The organism is Micromonospora sp. NPDC005291, from assembly GCF_040607415.1.
In the GTDB taxonomy this organism is placed as follows: Bacteria; Actinomycetota; Actinomycetes; order Mycobacteriales; family Micromonosporaceae; genus Micromonospora.
Window position 1 is genome coordinate 375,062 of sequence record NZ_JBEXGR010000004.1, and the last position, 18,068, is coordinate 393,129.

20 protein-coding genes are annotated in these 18,068 nt (G+C 71.2%); 9 read left to right on the forward strand and 11 right to left on the reverse strand.

The genetic code is table 11. From position 1 onward, the window contains the following. Nucleotides 1-3: 3 nt before the first annotated feature. A complete protein-coding gene (locus ABZT18_RS08430) occupies nucleotides 4-585 on the reverse strand; it encodes a DNA-3-methyladenine glycosylase I (RefSeq protein WP_354995575.1) in 582 nt (193 codons plus the stop codon). 137 nt (nucleotides 586-722) lie between these two features. Here ABZT18_RS08430 and ABZT18_RS08435 point away from each other — a divergent pair, with 137 nt between their 5' ends. Further along, nucleotides 723-1,616: a sterol desaturase family protein gene (locus ABZT18_RS08435; RefSeq protein ID WP_354995576.1), complete on the forward strand. Its 894-nt coding sequence runs from the start codon at nucleotides 723-725 to the stop codon at nucleotides 1,614-1,616. Here the strand turns inward: ABZT18_RS08435 and ABZT18_RS08440 are convergent. Both ABZT18_RS08440 and ABZT18_RS08445 read right to left on the reverse strand, forming a co-directional pair. Beyond that, nucleotides 1,561-2,058: an SRPBCC family protein gene (locus ABZT18_RS08440; protein WP_354995577.1), complete on the reverse strand. Its 498-nt coding sequence runs from the start codon at nucleotides 2,056-2,058 to the stop codon at nucleotides 1,561-1,563. The genes ABZT18_RS08435 and ABZT18_RS08440 overlap by 56 nt on opposite strands. Next, nucleotides 2,055-2,675 carry a DivIVA domain-containing protein gene (locus ABZT18_RS08445; RefSeq protein ID WP_354995578.1) on the reverse strand — a complete coding sequence of 207 codons (621 nt, stop codon included), beginning with the start codon at nucleotides 2,673-2,675 and terminating at the stop codon, nucleotides 2,055-2,057. The genes ABZT18_RS08440 and ABZT18_RS08445 overlap by 4 nt, the downstream gene beginning before the upstream one ends. Before the next feature lie 156 nt (nucleotides 2,676-2,831). Between ABZT18_RS08445 and folP the strand changes: the two genes are divergently transcribed. Further along, a complete protein-coding gene (folP, locus tag ABZT18_RS08450; protein ID WP_354995579.1) occupies nucleotides 2,832-3,701 on the forward strand; it encodes a dihydropteroate synthase in 870 nt (289 codons plus the stop codon). Between the two features lie 67 nt (nucleotides 3,702-3,768). Here folP and ndhC read toward each other — a convergent pair whose 3' ends face one another. After that, a complete protein-coding gene (gene ndhC / locus ABZT18_RS08455) occupies nucleotides 3,769-4,146 on the reverse strand; it encodes an NADH-quinone oxidoreductase subunit A (protein ID WP_354995580.1) in 378 nt (125 codons plus the stop codon). 130 nt (nucleotides 4,147-4,276) lie between these two features. Here ndhC and ABZT18_RS08460 point away from each other — a divergent pair, with 130 nt between their 5' ends. The 3 genes from ABZT18_RS08460 (at nucleotide 4,277) to ABZT18_RS08470 (ending at nucleotide 8,934) form a co-directional block, all read left to right on the forward strand. After that, the gene (locus ABZT18_RS08460; protein ID WP_354995581.1) at nucleotides 4,277-5,746 is read left to right on the forward strand and encodes a hypothetical protein; all 1,470 of its coding nucleotides are present in this window, start codon (nucleotides 4,277-4,279) and stop codon (nucleotides 5,744-5,746) included. A gap of 313 nt (nucleotides 5,747-6,059) precedes the next feature. Beyond that, nucleotides 6,060-7,907, forward strand: a complete 1,848-nt coding sequence (locus tag ABZT18_RS08465; protein ID WP_354995582.1) for a 2-oxoacid:acceptor oxidoreductase subunit alpha — start codon at nucleotides 6,060-6,062, stop codon at nucleotides 7,905-7,907. Next, a complete protein-coding gene (locus tag ABZT18_RS08470) occupies nucleotides 7,900-8,934 on the forward strand; it encodes a 2-oxoacid:ferredoxin oxidoreductase subunit beta (RefSeq protein WP_354995583.1) in 1,035 nt (344 codons plus the stop codon). Before ABZT18_RS08465 ends, ABZT18_RS08470 begins: the two co-directional genes overlap by 8 nt. 69 nt (nucleotides 8,935-9,003) lie before the next feature. Here the strand turns inward: ABZT18_RS08470 and ABZT18_RS08475 are convergent, their stop codons facing one another. After that, nucleotides 9,004-9,648 (reverse strand): NAD(P)H-dependent oxidoreductase, encoded by a 645-nt coding sequence (locus tag ABZT18_RS08475; protein ID WP_354995584.1) that lies wholly within the window; start codon nucleotides 9,646-9,648, stop codon nucleotides 9,004-9,006. 82 nt (nucleotides 9,649-9,730) lie between these two features. Between ABZT18_RS08475 and ABZT18_RS08480 the strand changes: the two genes are divergently transcribed. Continuing rightward, a complete protein-coding gene (locus ABZT18_RS08480; RefSeq protein WP_354995585.1) occupies nucleotides 9,731-10,210 on the forward strand; it encodes a MarR family winged helix-turn-helix transcriptional regulator in 480 nt (159 codons plus the stop codon). Nucleotides 10,211-10,232: 22 nt separating this feature from the next. Here ABZT18_RS08480 and ABZT18_RS08485 read toward each other — a convergent pair whose 3' ends face one another. Next, nucleotides 10,233-11,246 carry a potassium channel family protein gene (locus tag ABZT18_RS08485; RefSeq protein WP_354995586.1) on the reverse strand — a complete coding sequence of 338 codons (1,014 nt, stop codon included), beginning with the start codon at nucleotides 11,244-11,246 and terminating at the stop codon, nucleotides 10,233-10,235. 186 nt (nucleotides 11,247-11,432) lie between these two features. Here ABZT18_RS08485 and ABZT18_RS08490 point away from each other — a divergent pair, with 186 nt between their 5' ends. The 3 genes from ABZT18_RS08490 (at nucleotide 11,433) to ABZT18_RS08500 (ending at nucleotide 13,304) form a co-directional block, all read left to right on the forward strand. After that, entirely contained in the window at nucleotides 11,433-11,780 is a 348-nt protein-coding gene (locus tag ABZT18_RS08490; RefSeq protein ID WP_354995587.1) for a hypothetical protein, read from the forward strand. A 291-nt stretch (nucleotides 11,781-12,071) separates the two neighbouring features. Continuing rightward, nucleotides 12,072-12,569 carry a helix-turn-helix transcriptional regulator gene (locus ABZT18_RS08495; protein WP_354995588.1) on the forward strand — a complete coding sequence of 166 codons (498 nt, stop codon included), beginning with the start codon at nucleotides 12,072-12,074 and terminating at the stop codon, nucleotides 12,567-12,569. Nucleotides 12,570-12,704: 135 nt separating this feature from the next. Beyond that, nucleotides 12,705-13,304 carry an ATP-dependent Clp protease proteolytic subunit gene (locus ABZT18_RS08500; RefSeq protein ID WP_354995589.1) on the forward strand — a complete coding sequence of 200 codons (600 nt, stop codon included), beginning with the start codon at nucleotides 12,705-12,707 and terminating at the stop codon, nucleotides 13,302-13,304. A 17-nt stretch (nucleotides 13,305-13,321) separates the two neighbouring features. Here the strand turns inward: ABZT18_RS08500 and ABZT18_RS08505 are convergent, their stop codons facing one another. The 5 genes from ABZT18_RS08505 to ABZT18_RS08525 form a co-directional block, all read right to left on the reverse strand. Further along, on the reverse strand, nucleotides 13,322-13,981 hold the full coding sequence (locus ABZT18_RS08505) for a response regulator transcription factor (RefSeq protein WP_354995590.1): 660 nt from the start codon (nucleotides 13,979-13,981) through the stop codon (nucleotides 13,322-13,324). Next, nucleotides 13,978-15,132 carry a histidine kinase gene (locus ABZT18_RS08510; protein ID WP_354995591.1) on the reverse strand — a complete coding sequence of 385 codons (1,155 nt, stop codon included), beginning with the start codon at nucleotides 15,130-15,132 and terminating at the stop codon, nucleotides 13,978-13,980. The genes ABZT18_RS08505 and ABZT18_RS08510 overlap by 4 nt, the downstream gene beginning before the upstream one ends. Then, complete coding sequence (locus ABZT18_RS08515; RefSeq protein ID WP_354995592.1) at nucleotides 15,132-15,968, reverse strand: CPBP family intramembrane glutamic endopeptidase; 837 nt, start codon at nucleotides 15,966-15,968, stop codon at nucleotides 15,132-15,134. Before ABZT18_RS08515 ends, ABZT18_RS08510 begins: the two co-directional genes overlap by 1 nt. A 229-nt stretch (nucleotides 15,969-16,197) precedes the next feature. Continuing rightward, nucleotides 16,198-16,842 carry a response regulator transcription factor gene (locus ABZT18_RS08520; protein ID WP_354995593.1) on the reverse strand — a complete coding sequence of 215 codons (645 nt, stop codon included), beginning with the start codon at nucleotides 16,840-16,842 and terminating at the stop codon, nucleotides 16,198-16,200. After that, nucleotides 16,842-18,059 carry a sensor histidine kinase gene (locus ABZT18_RS08525; protein ID WP_354995594.1) on the reverse strand — a complete coding sequence of 406 codons (1,218 nt, stop codon included), beginning with the start codon at nucleotides 18,057-18,059 and terminating at the stop codon, nucleotides 16,842-16,844. Before ABZT18_RS08525 ends, ABZT18_RS08520 begins: the two co-directional genes overlap by 1 nt. Between the last annotated feature and the right edge of the window lie 9 nt (nucleotides 18,060-18,068).

The window sequence follows — 18,068 nt, forward strand, 5'->3', positions numbered from 1 at the left end:
CCATCATGTCGCCGGTGGGAGTGTGACGTGACAGCCGACGATGTGATCGTCGACCATGCCGGTGGCCTGCATCAGCGCGTACGCGGTGGTCGGGCCGACGAACCGGAAGCCGCGTTTCTTGAGTGCCTTGGCCATCGCCGTCGACTCCGGGGTGATCGGCGCGACCTCGGCGAACGAGGTGGGGCGGGTCGGCCGGGGCTCCGGTGCGAAGGACCAGAGCAGCGCGGACAACCCTTCCGGCAGCTCCAGTGCGGCGCGGGCGTTGGCGATCGCCGCCTCGATCTTGGCCCGGTTACGGACGATGCCCGCGTCGGCGAGCAGCCGGGTCTCGTCGGCTTCGTCGTAGCCGGCGACGGTCGGGATGTGGAACTCGTCGAAGGCCAGCCGGAACGCCGGGCGTTTGCGCAGGATGGTCAGCCAGGACAGCCCGGACTGGAACGCCTCCAGCGTCATCCGCTCGTAGAGCGCGTCGTCGCCGCGCAGCGGCCGCCCCCACTCGGTGTCGTGGTAGATGGCGTAGTCGGGGGTGCTCGACCCCCAGGCGCAGCGAGGCAGCCCATCGGCACCGATCACCAGGTCAGTCACCTCGTACACGCTAGGGCATCGGACCGACACCCCATTGCCACCGGCCGCCCGGCTGCCTATGGTGCTTGTTACCGACCGGTAGGTCATGGTCACCCAGCGGTGCGCCCCGGCCGGTGACGGCGAGCGGAGGCCGCGCGATGAAGGAATTCCCGGACGTCATCGCCTGGTCGATCCCAGCGTTCCTGCTGCTCATCGTGTTGGAGCGGGTCTCCTACCTGCTGCACCGCGACGAGGACGAGGTCGGCTACGGCGGCGCGGACACCGCGACCAGCCTGGCGATGGGGCTGGGCAGCGTCTTCACCGACCTGCTCTGGAAGGTGCCGATCGCCGCCGCGTACGCGCTGCTCTACGCGCTCACCCCGCTGCGGGCGGCCGAGGTCTGGTGGAGCTGGCCGCTGATCCTGCTCGCGCAGGACTTCTTCTACTACTGGTCGCACCGTGGCCACCACGTGATCCGGATCCTCTGGGCCTCGCACGTGGTGCACCACTCGTCACAGCGGTTCAACCTCTCCACCGCGCTGCGCCAGCCGTGGACCGGCCTGACCAGTTGGGTCTTCTACATCCCGCTGATCCTGGCCGGCGTGCACCCGGCGGTGGTCGCGTTCTGCGGTTCGGTCAACCTGCTCTACCAGTTCTGGATCCACACCGAGCGGATCGAGAAGATGCCGCGCTGGTACGAGGCGGTGTTCAACACCCCGTCGCACCACCGGGTCCACCACGCCTCGCAGGGTGGCTACCTGGACCGCAACTTCGGCGGCATCCTGATCGTCTGGGACCGGCTGTTCGGCTCGTTCGCGCCGGAGCGGGAGCGCTGCGTGTACGGCCTGACCAAGAACGTCGGCAGCTACAACCCGGCCCGGGTGGCCTTCCACGAGTACGCCTCGATCGCCCGGGACCTCCGCGCGGCGGTGAGCTGGCGGCACCGCGCCGGGTATCTCTTCCGAGCGCCGGGCTGGCAGCCGACGCCGGGCGTGGTCAGGGCAGCCGGCCCTGCTCGACCAGGCGGGCGAACCTCTTCAGCGCCTGGGTGAGGCCGAGCTTGGAGCCGGGCCAGAGCACCGGCCACGCCAGTCGACCGGCCCGGCCACCCGGCAGGTGGAACCACTCGTGCCAGACCACCTGGGTGCGAGCGCGGCCAAGCTGGGTGCAGCGCAGCACGCCGGGGCCGCGCAGCAGCTGGCCGTGGTGCACCACGCCGATCTCGTACGGCTCGTCGACCCGGACCACCCGCATCTCGTCGCGCAGCGTCGCCCGGCCGAGAGCGGTCACCGCCTCGATCCGGCTGCCCTCGCGCCCGTCGCCCTCGACCACCCGGACGCGGGTGAACGGGATCCAGTCGGACTGGCGTTCCCAGGCGAGCAACGCTGCGAAGACCCGCTCCGCCGGGGCGTCGACGATCACCGTCGCGGTCACCTCACCGGCACCGGGTTGGGCTGCCTCTCGAAGATCGTCGGCACCCTCCGGGCCGGTCACGCCGACTCCGACCGAACCACCGCGCCATGTCGCTCGGTGCCGTCGGCGGGTGCGCCCTCGGTCTGCTCACGGTCGGCCGGCTCGCCGTCGGCCGGCTCGCCGTCGGCCGGTGCCACGCCGTCGGAATCCGCCGGGGACGAGGTGGCGGCGGGCAGCGGGCCTGCGTCGGCCGAGGCGATCGGAGCCGCCTCGGCGTCGGATTCGGCGTTCAGCGGCACATCCGCGTCCAGCTCCGCCGAGTCCGCGGTCGCCACCTTGCTGGCGGACTGCTCACGGGCCTGGCGCAGCGTGTCCGCGTCGTCGGTGCGCCCCTCACGCAACGCGATGACCTCCGACTCCAGGACGCCGATCAACTCCGACTTGTAGCCGATGTCGTAGGCGGCGCGACGCATCGCCTGATCGACCTGGGCCATCCGGTACCCGCGCAACCCGGTGTCGAAACGGACCGCCCCCACATCGGATTCGCGCAAGGGCCGGGTGCCCGGCAACGCCACGGCCTGCGAATCCGGCTCGGCGGGCACCAGGCCGGGATCACGGCCGCTGACCAGCACCGTCACGCCGAATATCACCGCCGCGACGGTCAACGCCACGACCAGGAGGAGCAGAAGCTGACCCATGCACTGATCGTGGCACGGCAGCGGGCCTGGAGCGACCCCGCCACCCGTCCCGATCACGATCTGCGCCGACGCCCGCCCGGAGTTCCGGTCGGGCGACCGACTAGCGTCGGGACCGGCCGACGCGGCGGCGACGGTGCGGACTGTCAGGAGGCGGGCATGGCCGGGGCGCTTCGGCTGGGTGGGCGCACGTTCGCCCCCGGCGAGCTGGTGGTGATGGCGATCGTCAACCGCACACCGGACTCGTTCTTCGACCGGGGGGCCACCTTCGCCGCCGACAGCGCTCTGCGCGCGGTGGAGCGGGCGGTGGACGAGGGCGCGGCCATCATCGACATCGGCGGGGTCAAGGCCGGCCCCGGCGTGGACGTGGGCGTCGCCGAGGAGATCCGGCGCACGGTGGACACCATCGCCGCCGTCCGGGCCGCGTTTCCGGAGGTGGTGATCTCCATCGACACCTGGCGTGCCGAGGTGGCGACGGAGGCCGTGGCAGCCGGTGCCGACCTGCTCAACGACACCTGGTCGGGCGCCGATCCGACGCTGGCCCAGGTGGCCGCGCAGACCGGCGCGGGCCTGGTCTGCTCGCACGCCGGCGGCCTGGTCCCGCGGACCAGGCCGCACCGGGCCGCCTTCGACGACGTGGTCGCTGACGTGGTCGCGACGGTGACCGGGCTCGCCGAGCGTGCGGTGGCCGCAGGGGTACGCCCCGACGGCATCCTCATCGACCCCGCACACGACTTCGGCAAGAACACCCGGCACTCCCTGGAGATCACCCGGCGACTGGGCGAGTTGACCGGAACCGGCTGGCCGGTGCTGGTGGCGCTCTCCAACAAGGACTTCATCGGTGAGACGTTGGACCTGCCGGTGGCCGAACGGTTGGAGGGGACGCTCGCCGCGACGGCGGTCTCGGCCTGGCTGGGCGCCCGGGTGTTCCGGGCCCATCAGGTCGGCCCGACCCGCCGGGTGCTGGACATGGTGGCCTCGATCCGAGGCGACCGCCCGCCCGCGGCGACCCGGCGGGGCTTGGCCTGACCGGTCGTCGCCGTAACCGACCGCGAACGGCCGGGCGGGCCGGCACGATCGCCGGAGGTCGCGACGCTCAGGTCCAGCGGAGGATGTTCCTACGCCAGGCATAGAGGATGCCGAGCGCGAGCACCGCCACGAACACCGCCATCTCCACCACCGTCACCAGACCGAAGCCAGGCCGGTCGAAGACCACCGCCCAGGGGAAGAGGAACACCGCCTCGACCGCGAACAGCACATACAGGTACGCGTACACGTAGTAGCGGATCTGCATCTGTGCCCAGTCCGCGCCGACCGGGTCGATCCCAGACTCGTAGGTGGCCCGCTTGCCGGGCGGATCGGCCGGATGCGCGGGGCGTAACACTCGGTTGGCCGAGAACGCCGTAACGAAGAACAGCACGCTGGCGAGCAGTAATAGCCCGAGCGTCGCGTACGAGCCCAGGTATCCGGTCACAGTCGGGAGCCTACCGTCCGCCCGGAAGGGTCCGTCACAAACACGTTACGGATTTGTTTCCGCATGGGACTAGTGCACAGGGGCAACTGTTACCGAATATTGGACACCCACCCATGTCACCGGAGGACAGATGGCCCGCGTCAAGGCAGCGCCCGGTAAACGGGCGGAGGGGCGGCGTTCCACGCCCCTGCTGGCGACCGTGCTCGCCCTCGGTCTGCTCGCGGCGCTCGGCGCGGGCCCGGCGTGGGCCAGCGCGGCAGAGCCGGACGGGGAACCGGTCGTGGCCCTGACCGACCCGGTCAGCGAACCGGGGGCAGACCCCGAGACCACCCCGGCGGAGGAACCCACCCCGACCGAGGAGCCGGGTGATCCGGTGCCGACCGACCCGGCACCGGAGACCACCGCGCCGCCGCCGGAGACGACACCGGCGGCACCGGTGACCACCGCCCCGGACGTGCCGCCGGCGCCGACCACCACCGCGCCCGTACCGGGCGGCACGACCCGACCGCCCACCCCGGCGCCCCCGGCGCCCCCGGTGCCCACGGTTCCCCCGGTTCCGCCGGTTCCCCCGGTCCGCCCGCCCGCTCCGGGGCCCGAGGCGCCACCGCCGAACCCGCTGGGCGTCCAGGTCACCACCCAGGACGTGACCCTCACCGAGGCGTACTGGAACGCGGCCAGCACGGCCACCACCTTGCAGGTCACGGTGAGCAACACCGGCACGACCGCGCAACGGGTCCGGCTCTCGTACACGCTGCCGGCCGGGCTGACCGACACCGGGACGAAGGGCTGCGCCGCCGCCGGTGGCGGCGCGTACCGCTGTGGGGCCTGGACGGCCGAGGCCGGCGTCCGGTTCAGCACTCTGCTCCGACTGCGGGTCGACAGCACCGCGTGGAAGCGGATGCCGCTCGGCGGCTCCGTGCAGGTCGTCGCGGACGCGCCGGGAGTGCCCGGCGAAGCGATCGACGACCAGGGCTTCGCGGTGCTCTTCCCGCCCGGCCCGCCGGTGCCCGGGATCGCCCTGGACGCCGACGAGGTGACCTTCGACATCAGCGGCGCGGCCAGCACTCTCGCGCTCCGGCTGGGCAATACCGGCACGGTGGACGCCGCCGGGCGGGTCGAGGTCATCCTGCCGGCCGGGGTGACCGTACCGACCCCGCCGCTCGGCTGCGTGGCGGTCGACCCGTCCCGGACCCGCTGCGACGCGGGCCTGGTGGCGGCGGGCGAGACCGCCGAACTGCGGCTGCCGGTGGAGGCGACACCGCAGGCCCAGCGGGAAGCGCCATTGTCCGGCGCCGTTGTCGGCCAACTCGATCCGCGCAGCGGCCCGACCCGCCAGGTGCAGATGAGCTTCCGGATCACCGCGGCGGCAGCCCTGGCCACGCCGGTGGTCTCACCGCCGGCGCCGACCGGCTCCCAGGGCGTACTCCCTGCTGGCGCTGCCACCGACGAGGGCGGGATGACCTCGGTGGAGCGCACCGCGACCATCCTGATAGCGGTCTCCGCGCTGCTGGTGGTGCTGGCGCTCATGCTGGCCACCACCTCGTTGCGCCGCCGGCTCACCGGCCCGGCGCCCGAGCCTGCGCCCAGCCCCGCCGACTGATCCTCCGGCGACCCCGGCCGCGCACAGCCGGGGTCGCCGGAGGGACCCGGTGGTGATCTGAATTACGGCGGGCGGGGCATAACACCGCAAACCTGGCCATTTCTCAGCCCAGTCGGGTCCCAGTCGGCGGACCTCCGGGGAGGGTCGGGGGTCCGTTCGACGTAGGCTCTCAGGTGAGGAACGACAGCGGCCGGACCAGCCTGGAGCGGTGCGGTGAGACGTCGCGTCAAGGAGGTCCCGTGGCCGGGCAAGGCGAGGTCAGCATCATGTTCAGCCGCCCGCGTGACCGGGCGCAGCGAAGCGAGGTGCAGTCGTGACCAAGCAGATCCGTCAACTCGACCGGGTGGTCATCCGGTTCGCCGGTGACTCCGGCGATGGCATGCAGTTGACCGGCGACCGGTTCACGTCGGAGACGGCGCAGCTCGGCAACGACATCTCCACGCTGCCAAACTTCCCCGCCGAGATCCGGGCTCCCGCCGGCACCCTGCCCGGCGTGTCGAGCTTCCAGGTGCACTTCGCCGACTACGACATCCTCACCCCGGGCGATGCGCCCAACGTGCTGGTGGCGATGAACCCGGCGGCCCTCAAGGCCAACCTGGCCGACCTGCCGCGCGGCGCGGACATCATCGTCAACACCGATGAGTTCACCAAGCGCAACCTGGCCAAGGTCGGCTACCAGAGCAGCCCGCTCGACGACGACTCGCTGGCCGGCTACGTCGTGCACCCGGTGGCGCTGACCTCGATGACGATCGGCGCGCTCGCCACCCACGCGGTGTCCAAGAAGGACGCCGAGCGGTCGAAGAACATGTTCGCCCTCGGCCTGCTCTCCTGGATGTACTCCCGGCCCTTCGAGTCGACGCTGCGCTTCCTGGAGCGCAAGTTCGCGGCCCGCCCGGAACTGGTCGCGGCGAACGTGGCCGCCTTCAAGGCCGGCTGGAACTTCGGCGAGACCACCGAGGACTTCGCGGTCCGCTACGAGATCAAGCCGGCGAAGATGAAGCCGGGCACCTACCGCAACATCACCGGCAACGCGGCACTCTCGCTGGGGCTGGTCGCCGCCGGAGTCCGCTCCGGGCTGCCGGTCTTCCTCGGCGCGTACCCGATCACGCCGGCCTCGGACATCCTGCACGAACTGAGCAAGCACAAGCGTTTCGGCGTGCTCACCATGCAGGCAGAGGACGAGATCGCCGCGGTCGGCGCCGCACTGGGCGCGTCGTACGGCGGGTCGCTCGGGGTTACCACCACCAGCGGCCCCGGCGTGGCCCTCAAGAGCGAGACGATCTCCCTCGCGGTGGCGCTGGAGCTGCCGCTGGTGATCGTGGACGTGCAGCGCGCCGGCCCGTCGACCGGCCTGCCGACCAAGACCGAGCAGGCCGACCTCAACATGGCGCTCTACGGCCGGCACGGCGAGGCGCCGATCGCGGTGGTCGCGGCCCAGTCACCGTCGGACTGCTTCTTCGCCGCGCTGGAGGCCGCCCGGATCGCGCTGACCTACCGCACCCCGGTGATCCTCCTGTCCGACAACTACGTCGCCAACGGCTCGGAGCCATGGCTGCTGCCGGACGTCGAGTCGCTGCCCGACCTGCGCGTCGAGTTCGCCACCAAGCCCAACGGCGAGGACGGCACCACCTTCCTGCCCTACCTGCGCGACCCGGAGACCCTGGCCCGGCCATGGGCGATCCCGGGCACCGCAGGGCTGGAGCACCGGATCGGCGGGCTGGAGAAGGCCGACAAGACCGGGGACATCTCCTACGACCCGGCCAACCACGACTTCATGGTGCGTACGAGGGCCGCCCGCATCGAGGCCATCCCGGTGCCGGACATCGAGGTGGAGGACCCGGACGGCGACGCCCGGGTGCTGGTCCTCGGCTGGGGCTCGACGTACGGGCCGATCGGCGCGGCCTGCCGTGGGCTGCGCCAGCGGGGCCTGTCCGTGGCCCAGGCGCACCTGCGGCACCTGGCCCCGATGCCGGCCAACCTCGGCGAGGTGCTGCGCTCCTACGACCGGGTGGTCATCCCGGAGATGAACCTGGGCCAGCTCGCCCACGTCATCCGGGCCCGCTACCTGGTCGACGCGATCAGCTACAACCAGGTCCGCGGCCTGCCGTTCACGTCCGCCGAGCTGGAGACGACGCTGGAAGAGGTGCTGAAGAATGTCTGAGCCCGTCGCCCTCAAGCTCACCGCGAAGGACTTCAAGTCCGACCAGGAGGTGCGCTGGTGCCCCGGCTGCGGTGACTACGCCATCCTGGCGGCGATCCAGCAGTTCATGCCGGAGCTCAACATCCCCCGGGAGCGGACGGTGTTCGTCTCCGGGATCGGCTGCTCGTCCCGCTTCCCGTACTACATGAACACGTACGGGATGCACTCGATCCACGGCCGCGCCCCGGCGATCGCGACCGGCCTGTCGGTGTCCCGGCCGGACCTGTCGGTCTGGGTGGTCACCGGCGACGGTGACGCGCTCTCCATCGGCGGCAACCACCTGATCCACGCACTGCGGCGCAACGTCAACCTCAAGATCCTGCTGTTCAACAACCGGATCTACGGGCTGACCAAGGGGCAGTATTCGCCGACCTCCGAGGTCGGCAAGGTCACCAAGTCGACTCCGGCCGGCTCGGCGGACGCCCCGTTCAACCCGCTCTCGCTCGCCCTCGGCGCGGAGGCCAGCTTCGTCGGCCGCACCATCGACTCCGACCGCAAGCACCTGCAGTCGGTGCTGCGGGCCGCCGCTGAGCACCAGGGCTCGGCGTTCGTGGAGATCTACCAGAACTGCAACATCTTCAACGATGGGGCGTTCGACCAGCTCAAGGACCCGACCACCCGGGACGACTACCTGATTCGCCTGGAGCACGGGCAGCCGATCACCTTCGGTGCCGACGGGCAGTTCTGCGTGGTGCACCCGCCGGGCGCGTTTGGCCTGGAGGTCCGGGAGACCAGCTCGGTCCGCCCGGAGGAGATCGTCGTGCACGACGCGACGGTGACCGACCCCGCGTACGCCTTCGCGCTGTCCCGGCTCCCCGGCCTGGACCTGCGCAACACCCCGATCGGGGTGTTCCGCTCGGTGGACCGACCGTCCTACGACAGCGTGGTGCAGAGCCAGCTCGCGGCCGCCAAGGCGAAGGTCACCGAGACCTCCGAGCAGCAGCTCGCCGGCCTGCTGGGCAGCGGCGACACCTGGACGATTCTCTGACCCGTACTTTCGTGACGAGAGCGGCCGTCCCCGGAATCGGGGGCGGCCGCTCTCGTCGTACCGTGCCGCTCAGCGCTGGGCGGAGGCAGGCAACCAGAGGTTGTCGATCTCCTTCTCGGCCGCCGCGAGGCTCGCCTCGTGCAGCGGGATCAGCTCGGCCATCGCCGGGACCGCGGGGGCCAGGGTCAGCTCGGCGCTGATGAAGCGGGGCTGCATGCCGGTCAGGGACAGGCCGTGCGGGAGCCAGGGCTCGGCGTGGTCCCAACCGTTGCGCGGGGTGCCCTCGCCGTAGCCGCCGCCCCGGCTGGCCAGCACGACGAACTCGCGGCCGCCGAGCAGGCCCTGCTGGGTCGTCGGGTCGTACGCCAGGCCAGCCACCATCAGGTGGTCGACCCACGCCTTGACGCTGCTGGGTGCGCCGTAGTTGTAGAGCGGCAGCCCGAGCAGCACCGCGTCGGCCTGCTTCACCTCGTCGATCAGCCGCTCGCTGAGCTCCCAGGATGCGCGCTGTGCCGGGGTGTGCTGATCTGGCGGCGTCATCCGGGCCAGGCCGGCCACCGAGTCCAGGTGTGGCAGCGGTTCGGCCTCAAGATCACGGTAGGTCACGGTGCCGCCTGGATGAGCCGCACACCAGGCGGCGGTGGCGCGGGCGGTGAGCCGCCGGCTGACCGACATTTCACCCTGAATGCTCGAATCGATATGTAGCAGATGCATTGTTCCTCCTCCAAGGATCGTCTGCGTAGCGCCAACTATTTATAGCAGGTAGATGTTCCGTCGGGTCGGTAGACTGGCTCACATGTCCGCCCCGCCCCTGGATCCCGCAGAGCACCGCTCAGGCGCACTGCTGGACCATCTGGCCCGGCGGATGCGGCTTCGGTCCGAGTCGGTGCTGGCGCCACTGGGGCTGCGCCCCCGGCACCTGGTCGCGCTCACCGTGTTGCGCGACAGCGGCGGGACCAGCCAGCAGTCGCTCGCCACCACCCTGGCGATGGACAGCACCAACATCGTCGGGCTGCTCAACGACCTCGAAGCGGAGCAGCTGGTCGAGCGGCGCCGATCACCCGAAGACCGTCGGCGACACGTCGTCGAACTCACCGAAGACGGGGCAAACCGCCTCAACGCCGCGGAATGTGCCCTCGCGGGCGTCGAGGACGAGGTGCTGGGGGTGCTGGCACCCGCCGAGCGGGAGACTCTCTACGAATTGCTCCGGCGCGCCGCCAACACGACACCGGTCGCCTGCACCGAGGCGATCCGCCGGGACGCCGACGCCTGCTGACGCCGCCGCAGCGGCGAGACGGTCAGGCGGTCGTGGCCGACTGGGGCCGGTCGTCGCGCACGTGCACCAGCATGTCGCCGGTCTCGATCACCGCACCGGCCCGGTCGGCCAGGGAGACCACCTTGCCCCGCCGCACCAGGGCGATCACCAACGACTCCAGCTCACGCGGCGAGCGACCCACCTCGTCCCGCTCCGCCGAACGCATCGCCAGCGCCATGCCCTGGCCCGGAGTGAGCAGATCCTCCACCACGTCGATCAGCGGCGGGGCGGAGGTGGACAGGCCGAGCAGCCGGCCCGCGGTCGCCGACGAGACGATCACGTGGTGCGCGCCGCTCTGCTTGAGCAGCGGGGCGTTCTCCGCCTCCCGTGCCGCCGCGATGATGCGGACCTGCCCAGCGGTGAGCTGCCGTACCGTCAGCGCGACCAGCACGGACGCGTCGTCGCTGTCGGTCGCGATGATCACGGCCTTCGCGTTCTTGACGTGCGCCTCGTTCAACACCGACGACCGGGTAGCCGAACCCTCGATGGCCACCAGCCCGGCGGAGGTGGCCTGCCGCAGTGCGGCGGCGCTGCGCTCCACCACCACGATCCGCGACCGGTCCAGACCGTTCTCCATCAGGGCGGATACCGCGCTGCGCCCCTTGGTGCCGTAGCCGCAGATGATGACGTGGTCCTTCACGCTTCTCCTCCACCGCGACAGGCGACGGCCGGTCCGGTACTGCTCGGTCAGAACTTCCAGGGTGGTACCAACCAGGATGATCAGGAAGATCACTCGGGCCGGGGTGATGAAGAGGACGTTGACCAGCCGGGCCGACGGCGCGGCCGGCGTGATGTCGCCGTAGCCGGTCGTGGAGAGCGACACGACCGCGTAGTAGAAGCAGTCGAGCAGGGTGAGGCCGTCCTCGTTGACATCGCGGTAGCCGTCCCGGCCCAGGTAGACCGCGGCGACAACGGCGAGGACCAGGCCCAGGGCGGCGGCGAGCCGTAGGCTCAGCGCGCTCAGCGGGCCCCGGCGCTGCGCGGGAAAATGGATCACCGTCGAACCTGCTCCGCCACCGTCGCCTGCACGCCCACAACATAGCGGGTACGCCCCGGGCCGCACGTCGGGGTTGCACCGCAGGTCCGAGTTGCGCAGCGGACAACCGAGACCGTCCCCGCAACCGACTACCTGACGACAACACCGAACCGGTGCAGGCCGGCTGACGGAGGGGGCGCAACCCTCGTGACGACGAGCGGCGGACGGCGAGCCGAGGCCGACGACGAATACACCGAGTACGTCCGATCCCGGATGGTCCAGTGGCGACGGACCGCCTACCTGATGTGCGGGGACTGGGACCGGGGCGACGACATCCTGCAACGAGTGCTCACCGAGCTGTACCGCTCCTGGGCACGAGCGCGGCAGGCCCACCACCTGGACGCCCTCGTACGCACCATGCTGCTCCGGCGGCTGATCGACGAGCGGCGGTCCGCGGTGGCAGCGGGCCCGCACGCTGAGCGTCGGCGTCTCCCGCTACCGCAACGTCACCGATCCCACCGACAAGGCGTACGTCAACCCGAACACCACCTTTGACGGACACCCGGCGCGGTTCGGTGGAGAGAACGGCAACGAGTCGCTGACCGTCTACGACGTCAATGGGGCGACCGTGACGATCAACGACGACGCGCTGCTTCCCACCGGTGGCACCCGGGCGCTGTTCCCGGCGATCACGCTGGTGGCCGAGCCGGCCGCCTGGCACACCCACCTGCACCCGTGAGGCCTCGGGCCCGTGCCGTCGAGCGGCGCGGGCCCGCATGGGTCGGTCGGGAACGCCGGAGACGGGCATGATGGGGGTGTTTCCCCGACCGCGAGGGTGAGGTCCGTATGTCGTTACTGCGACGAGTGATCGGCGGGGTGCTGCGCCGCCACCGCCAGCGTCAGGGCCGCACGCTGCGCGAGGTGGCCGAGTCGGCCGATGTCTCGGTGCCCTACCTGTCGGAGGTGGAGCGGGGCCGCAAGGAGGCCTCCTCGGAGGTGCTCGCGGCGATCTGCCGGGCGCTCGGCATCAGCCTCGCCGACCTGCTCGGGGAGGCCCGCGATGACATGCGCCGGGTCGAGCCCCGCCTCCCGGTCGCGCCGCGCGCCGCGCTGACCCACCTGGAGCGGGTCGATGCCGCTCGACGGGAGATCGGCAACGCGACCCTGCTGGTGGGTCCGCTCACCGGCGGGCTGGTCCTGCACTGCGTGCCGAAGGTTGGTGAGCCAACCCTGCGCCTCGGCGCGCTGGCCTCCGCTGGTGGCTTGCGCACCGGTCCGCGTACCCCCTTCCTGACCAGCGGCGACGCGGCCCAGGCTGGTGGGCGGCGGCTGACCGCCGCGTAGGCCGCGCGGTTCTGCCGTCGGCGGATCTGCCGGCGGCAGAATCACTGGGCCAACCAACGCCTTCGCGCGCACGCTGAAGGGGTCGGTCCACCGGGCGGTCCCACCGCCCGCCGGCACGGTGGAAGGTGGCGGCACATGATCGGGTACGGCGTGCGGATGCTGGATGGTGGGCAGCCGTCCTTCGGCGATCAAGTCTTCGAGCGGCTGCTGCGAGAGCGCATCGTCTTCCTCGGCACCGAGGTAACCGAGGAGTCGGCCAACCAGATCTGCGCGCAGATCCTGCTGCTCGCCGCCGAGGACGCCGACCGGGACATCTACCTCTACATCAACTCGCCGGGCGGCTCGGTGAGCGCGGGGATGGCGGTCTACGACACGATGCGCTACGTCCGCAACGACGTGGCCACCCTGGCGCTCGGGTTCGCCGGCTCGATGGGGCAGTTCCTGCTCTGCGCCGGCACGGCGGGCAAGCGGTACGCGCTGCCGCACTCTCGGATCATGATGCACCAGCCGTCCGGCGGGATGGGCGGGACCGCCTCCGACATCACCATCCAGGCGGAGAACATGCTGCACGTGAAGCGGACGATGCAGGAGCTGATCGCCCAGCACAGTGGACGGACGCTCGACGAGATCCAACGCGACTGGGACCGGGACCGCTGGTTCACGGCAGAGCAGGCCCGGGAGTACGGCCTGGTCGACCAGGTGCTCACCCGAGCCGGGCAGCTACCGGCGGTCTGACGCTCAGCACCTGCGCCTCAGGTGGCCAGGCCCGCGCGGTAGGCGTAGACCACCGCCTGCACGCGGTCGCGCAGGTCGAGCTTGGTGAGGATGCGCGACACGTACGTCTTGACGGTTTCCTGGCTGATCACCAACGTCGCGGCGATCTCGCTGTTGGACAGGCCGTTGGCGATGAGGCGCAACACCTCCAGTTCGCGCGGGGTCAGCCCTACGTCGTCCGGTGTGCCCTCGGCGGGACGGATCCGCGCCGCGTACCGTCCCACGAGTTGCCTCGTCACCTCGGGCGCCAGCAGCGCGGCACCGGTCGCGACGGTGCGGATACCGTGCAGCAGTTGGGTCGGAGGGGCGTCCTTGAGCAGGAAGCCGCTTGCTCCCGCGCGCAACGCCTCGTACACGTACTCGTCGAGATTGAACGTCGTCACCACGAGCACCTTGACGGGTCGGGCCACTCCGGCACCGGCCAGCAGGCGGGTCGCCTTGATGCCGTCGAGCACGGGCATCCGTACGTCCATCACGACCACGTCCGGATGCAGCCGGCTGGCGAGGTCGACCGCGGCACGCCCGTCCCCACACTCGCCCACCACCTCGAGATCGGGCTGAGCGCCGATGATCGTCGCGAAGCCGGTGCGGATCAATGCCTGGTCGTCGCAGACCAGCACCCGAATCGGCGTCGTCACGACGGGTTCCCGGTGGGAATGCGGGCCTGTACGACGAACGCGCCGTCCGCACGCCGTCCCGCGCTGAACTCGCCACCCAGCACGCCGACCCGTTCGCGGAGCCCCGCGAGGCCGCGTCCACTCCCGCCGGGGGCTCCGGCGTACGCGCCCGAACCTTCGGTGCTGACCTCCACAGTGGTCTCCCTCTCGCCGTGGTGCACGTGGACAGTGGTGCGCATGCCGTGGGCGTATTTGAGGGCGTTCGTCAACGCCTCCTGCACCACCCGGTAGGCCGCGACCTCGGCACCGCCGGTCGTGTCCGCCGGGCTGCCATCCTCGGTGAAGTCCACGGGCTGCCCGGCCTGCCGGGTCTGCTCGACGAGGGCGCGGAGCTCGCCGACGGACGGCGTACGCGGATCGGTGCTGTGGTCGGGGTTGAGCAGGTCGAGCAGGTGACGCAGGTCGGTGATGGCCCGGCGGCCGGTGTCGGTGATGGCGGTCAGGGTCGTGTCGAGGCGTTCGGGGGCGGCGGTCAGGTAGCGGGCCGCCTCGGCCTGCACGACCATCGCCGTCACATGGTGGGTCACGATGTCGTGGAGTTCGCTGGCGATGCGGGTGCGTTCGGCGGTGCGGGCGGTCAGGGCGACGTGGCGGCGGCGTTCGGCTTCGGCGGCCCGAGCCTGCCGCAGCCAGGCTCCGATGCCCCAGGCCAGGACCAGCAACAGATAGAAAGTGGCGAACCCGGTCACGCCCTCGGTCGACCCCTGCCGGTCGAGAGCCACGGCCAACGCCACGTACGCGGCGGAGGCCAGGACCATGGTGGTACGCCGACGACGTTCCAGGTGTGCCCCCGCGCTCACCAGCGCGATGGCCAGCGCGGAGCCCGCGACCGTGTGATAGGCGCGGAGCTGGTCGATGACGAAGCCGACCGACACCAGGGCGAGGCAGAGGGCAGGCCAGCGTCGGCGGACTGCGAGCGGGAGGCACTCCAGGGCGAGCACCGCGACGGTCAGCGCGTCGAAGGGGCGCGCCGGCAGATCCCCGAGCTGCGTGCCGTGGTTCTGCAGCGCCGGCACCACCGACGCGAGGGCGAGGAGCAGCGCCACCGGGAAATCCCGGACCGTGACGTCCCACCGCCGCCACGAGTCCGGGACCCTCCGAAGGCCGATCATCAGGAAACCGTAGCCGTCGCCGGCTGGACGTCGACCGCGCGGCGGCGACGCGGGACGATGTGACCGCGGCGGTGCGCCAACCACATGAACACCAGGGTCAGCACCACACCCGCCGCCAACGTGTAGAGGCTGCCCTCCGGGCCGAAGTCGCCGCCGGTGACCAGGGTCGGGCCGGACATCGTGGTGTCCAGCAGCCCCTCGGACTGGCCATTGCCGGAAACCACGACGCTGAAGATGCCGCCGGCGGCGAAGTTCCAACCGAAGTGCAGGCCGATCGGCACCCAGAGGTTGCGGGTGGCCGCATAGCAGGCGGCGAGCATGAAGCCGGCCTCCACCGCGATGCAGATCGCGCCCCACACGCTGGCGTCGGGGTTGAGCAGGTGCATCAGGCCGAACACCACGCCGGTGAGCACCAGTGCGATCCAGGTGCCCGTGCGTTCCTCGATGATGCGGAACAGGACGCCCCGGAAGAGCAACTCCTCGGTCACCGCGGCGGCGGCCATGAACCCGAACAGCGCCAACGCGCCCGACACCGAGCCCAGGCCGTTGATGTCGTAGTCGGCGACGAAGGCGATGTTCACGATCACCGCGGCGAACATCCCGAACCCGATCAGCGCCCCTCGGGCGATCCGAGCGCCGGCACCGGCTCGCGCCAGCTCAGTGACCGCGCGACGCTCGGTACGCCCTACCACCCAGCGGTAGACGAGGACCGCGACCACGGCCGTCAACACACCGATGACCAGAGTGAGCCAGGCGTTCCCCTCCACCGCGACGATGGCCTGACCACCGACGAAGGCAACCGCCGCAACGGCCACGAGCTGTTTCAACAGACGCATGATGACTCCCTCAACGAGACCGAGGCTGAAGCGCAGCGGCCACGTCAAACGCTATGGAGTCGCCGGTGAGGAATCGTCACCGTGCGGTGGACACTTGCGGGTAGCTCGCACGGGGGACAAGCACCTGCGGCACACGGCTCAGTACGAACGAGCGGGTGACGATCAGGGCCAGCGCGGCCGGTAACAGCACCGCACCGATCCACCGGCTCGGAGTCTGCGGTGGGAGCCGCTAGTGGTTGAGGTAGGCGAGGACCGCACGAACACGCCGGTTGGCATCCTCGGCCGGGGGCAGATCGAGCTTGGCGAAGATGTTGGTGATGTGCTTCTCCACCGACACCGGCGCCAGGACGAGCGCCGCGCAGATGGCCGCGTTCGACAGGCCCTGGGCCATGAGGCCGAGCACCTCGCGTTCCCGTGCGGTGAGCCCGTCGACCCCGTGGTTACGGCTGTTGCGGGTGAACAGCTGCCGCACCACCTCCGGGTCCAGGGCGGTGCCACCGTTGGCGACCCGCTCCACCGCGTCAAGGAAATCATCGAGGGCGGTCACGCGGTCCTTGAGGAGGTAGCCGACACCGCCTCGGCCGTCGGCGAGCAGTTCCACGGCGTAGGCCCGTTCGACGTACTGGGAGACGATGAGCACCTTGGTGTCCGGGTCCGTGGCACGCAGCGTCAGAGCGGCGCGTAGTCCCTCGTCGCGAAAGCCGGGTGGCAGTCGAACGTCGACGATGGACAGATCTGGTCGGTGCTCGGTGACGGCAGCCAGCAGGGCGGGGGCGGTGTCGACGGCGGCGACGACGGTGTGACCTGTGTCGGTCAGCAGCCGCACCATGCCATCCCGGAGCAGCAGCAGGTCCTCGGCGATCACGATGCGCATCAGTGGGGCAGCTCCGCGGACAGGACGGTTGGACCGCCGGGTGGACTGGTGATGGTGAGCCGGCCGTCGAGTGCCTCGACCCGGCGGCGCAGACCGTCGATGCCGGAGCCGGACGGGTCGGCGCCGCCCTGTCCGTCGTCGGTGAGCGTGACAGTGACCGTGCCGGCGGTTCGGGCGAGGGTGACGACGCAGGTCCGGGCGTCGGCGTGTTTGCCCGCGTTGGCGAGGCCCTCGGCGATGACGAAGTAGGCCGCCGACTCGACCGCCGGCGGGTAACGGTCGTCTGGGTCGCCCCGAATCTCGACGGCGAGTGGGCTGTCGCCGGCCAGGGCGGCGACGGCGGCGTGCAGCCCTCGGTCGGTGAGGATCGGCGGATGGATGCCGCGGACCAGCCGGCGCAGCTCGGCGAGTGCGTCGTCGAGCTGCCGGCGGGCGAGGTCGACGTCGGTCGCGGCGGCCGCACCCATCCGCAGCTTGCGGGCGGCCAGTGCCAGCGTCATGCCGGCGGCCACGATCCGGGCCTGGGCGCCGTCGTGCAGGTCCCGCTCGATCCGACGCAGCTCAGCGGCCTGGGCATCGACGACCCGACGGCGGGTCTGTGCGAGGCGGACAGCTTCCTCGACCAGGTGCCGGTGCGCGCCGGGTGCCAGGAGGGCCCGGGCCGTACGGGCCTGGGCCAGTGCGACGGTCCGCAGGAACCACGCGAGGAGCGGCAACAGCAGTACGCCGAGGACGGTCAGGCCGAACCGGCCCGGCACCGTCGTCATGAGCGGACGCATCGGGAACGGTGCGTGCGGGTTCGGCACCGCCCACGCCCACGCCGGTGCCACGACGGCACCGAGATCGACGGCGGTGACCACGATGGCGACGATCCCGCCCGCCAGGCCCAGCGGAAACAGCGCGACCAGCCAGGCCAGGTCACGCCAGGTGGCCGGTTGCACGGCGACCGCGCTGACCCGCTGTCGGATGGTGCCGCCCTCGGTCGGCAGATACGGCGCGACGATCGCGGTGCCGAGCACCCAACGGGCTCGGTGCCGCTCCAGGTCCGCGAGGCGCCGGGTCACCCAGGCCGCGCCGAGGAACACCGGGCCACCGAGGTGCGTGATCGACAGCAGGCCGACGCCGAGGCTGGCCGACAGGCTCCAGGCGAGACCGACAAAGCCGGCAACGATGCTGCTGACCAGGTACGCCAGCGCCGACGCCGTTGTGCGGATCATCGCGGCGAT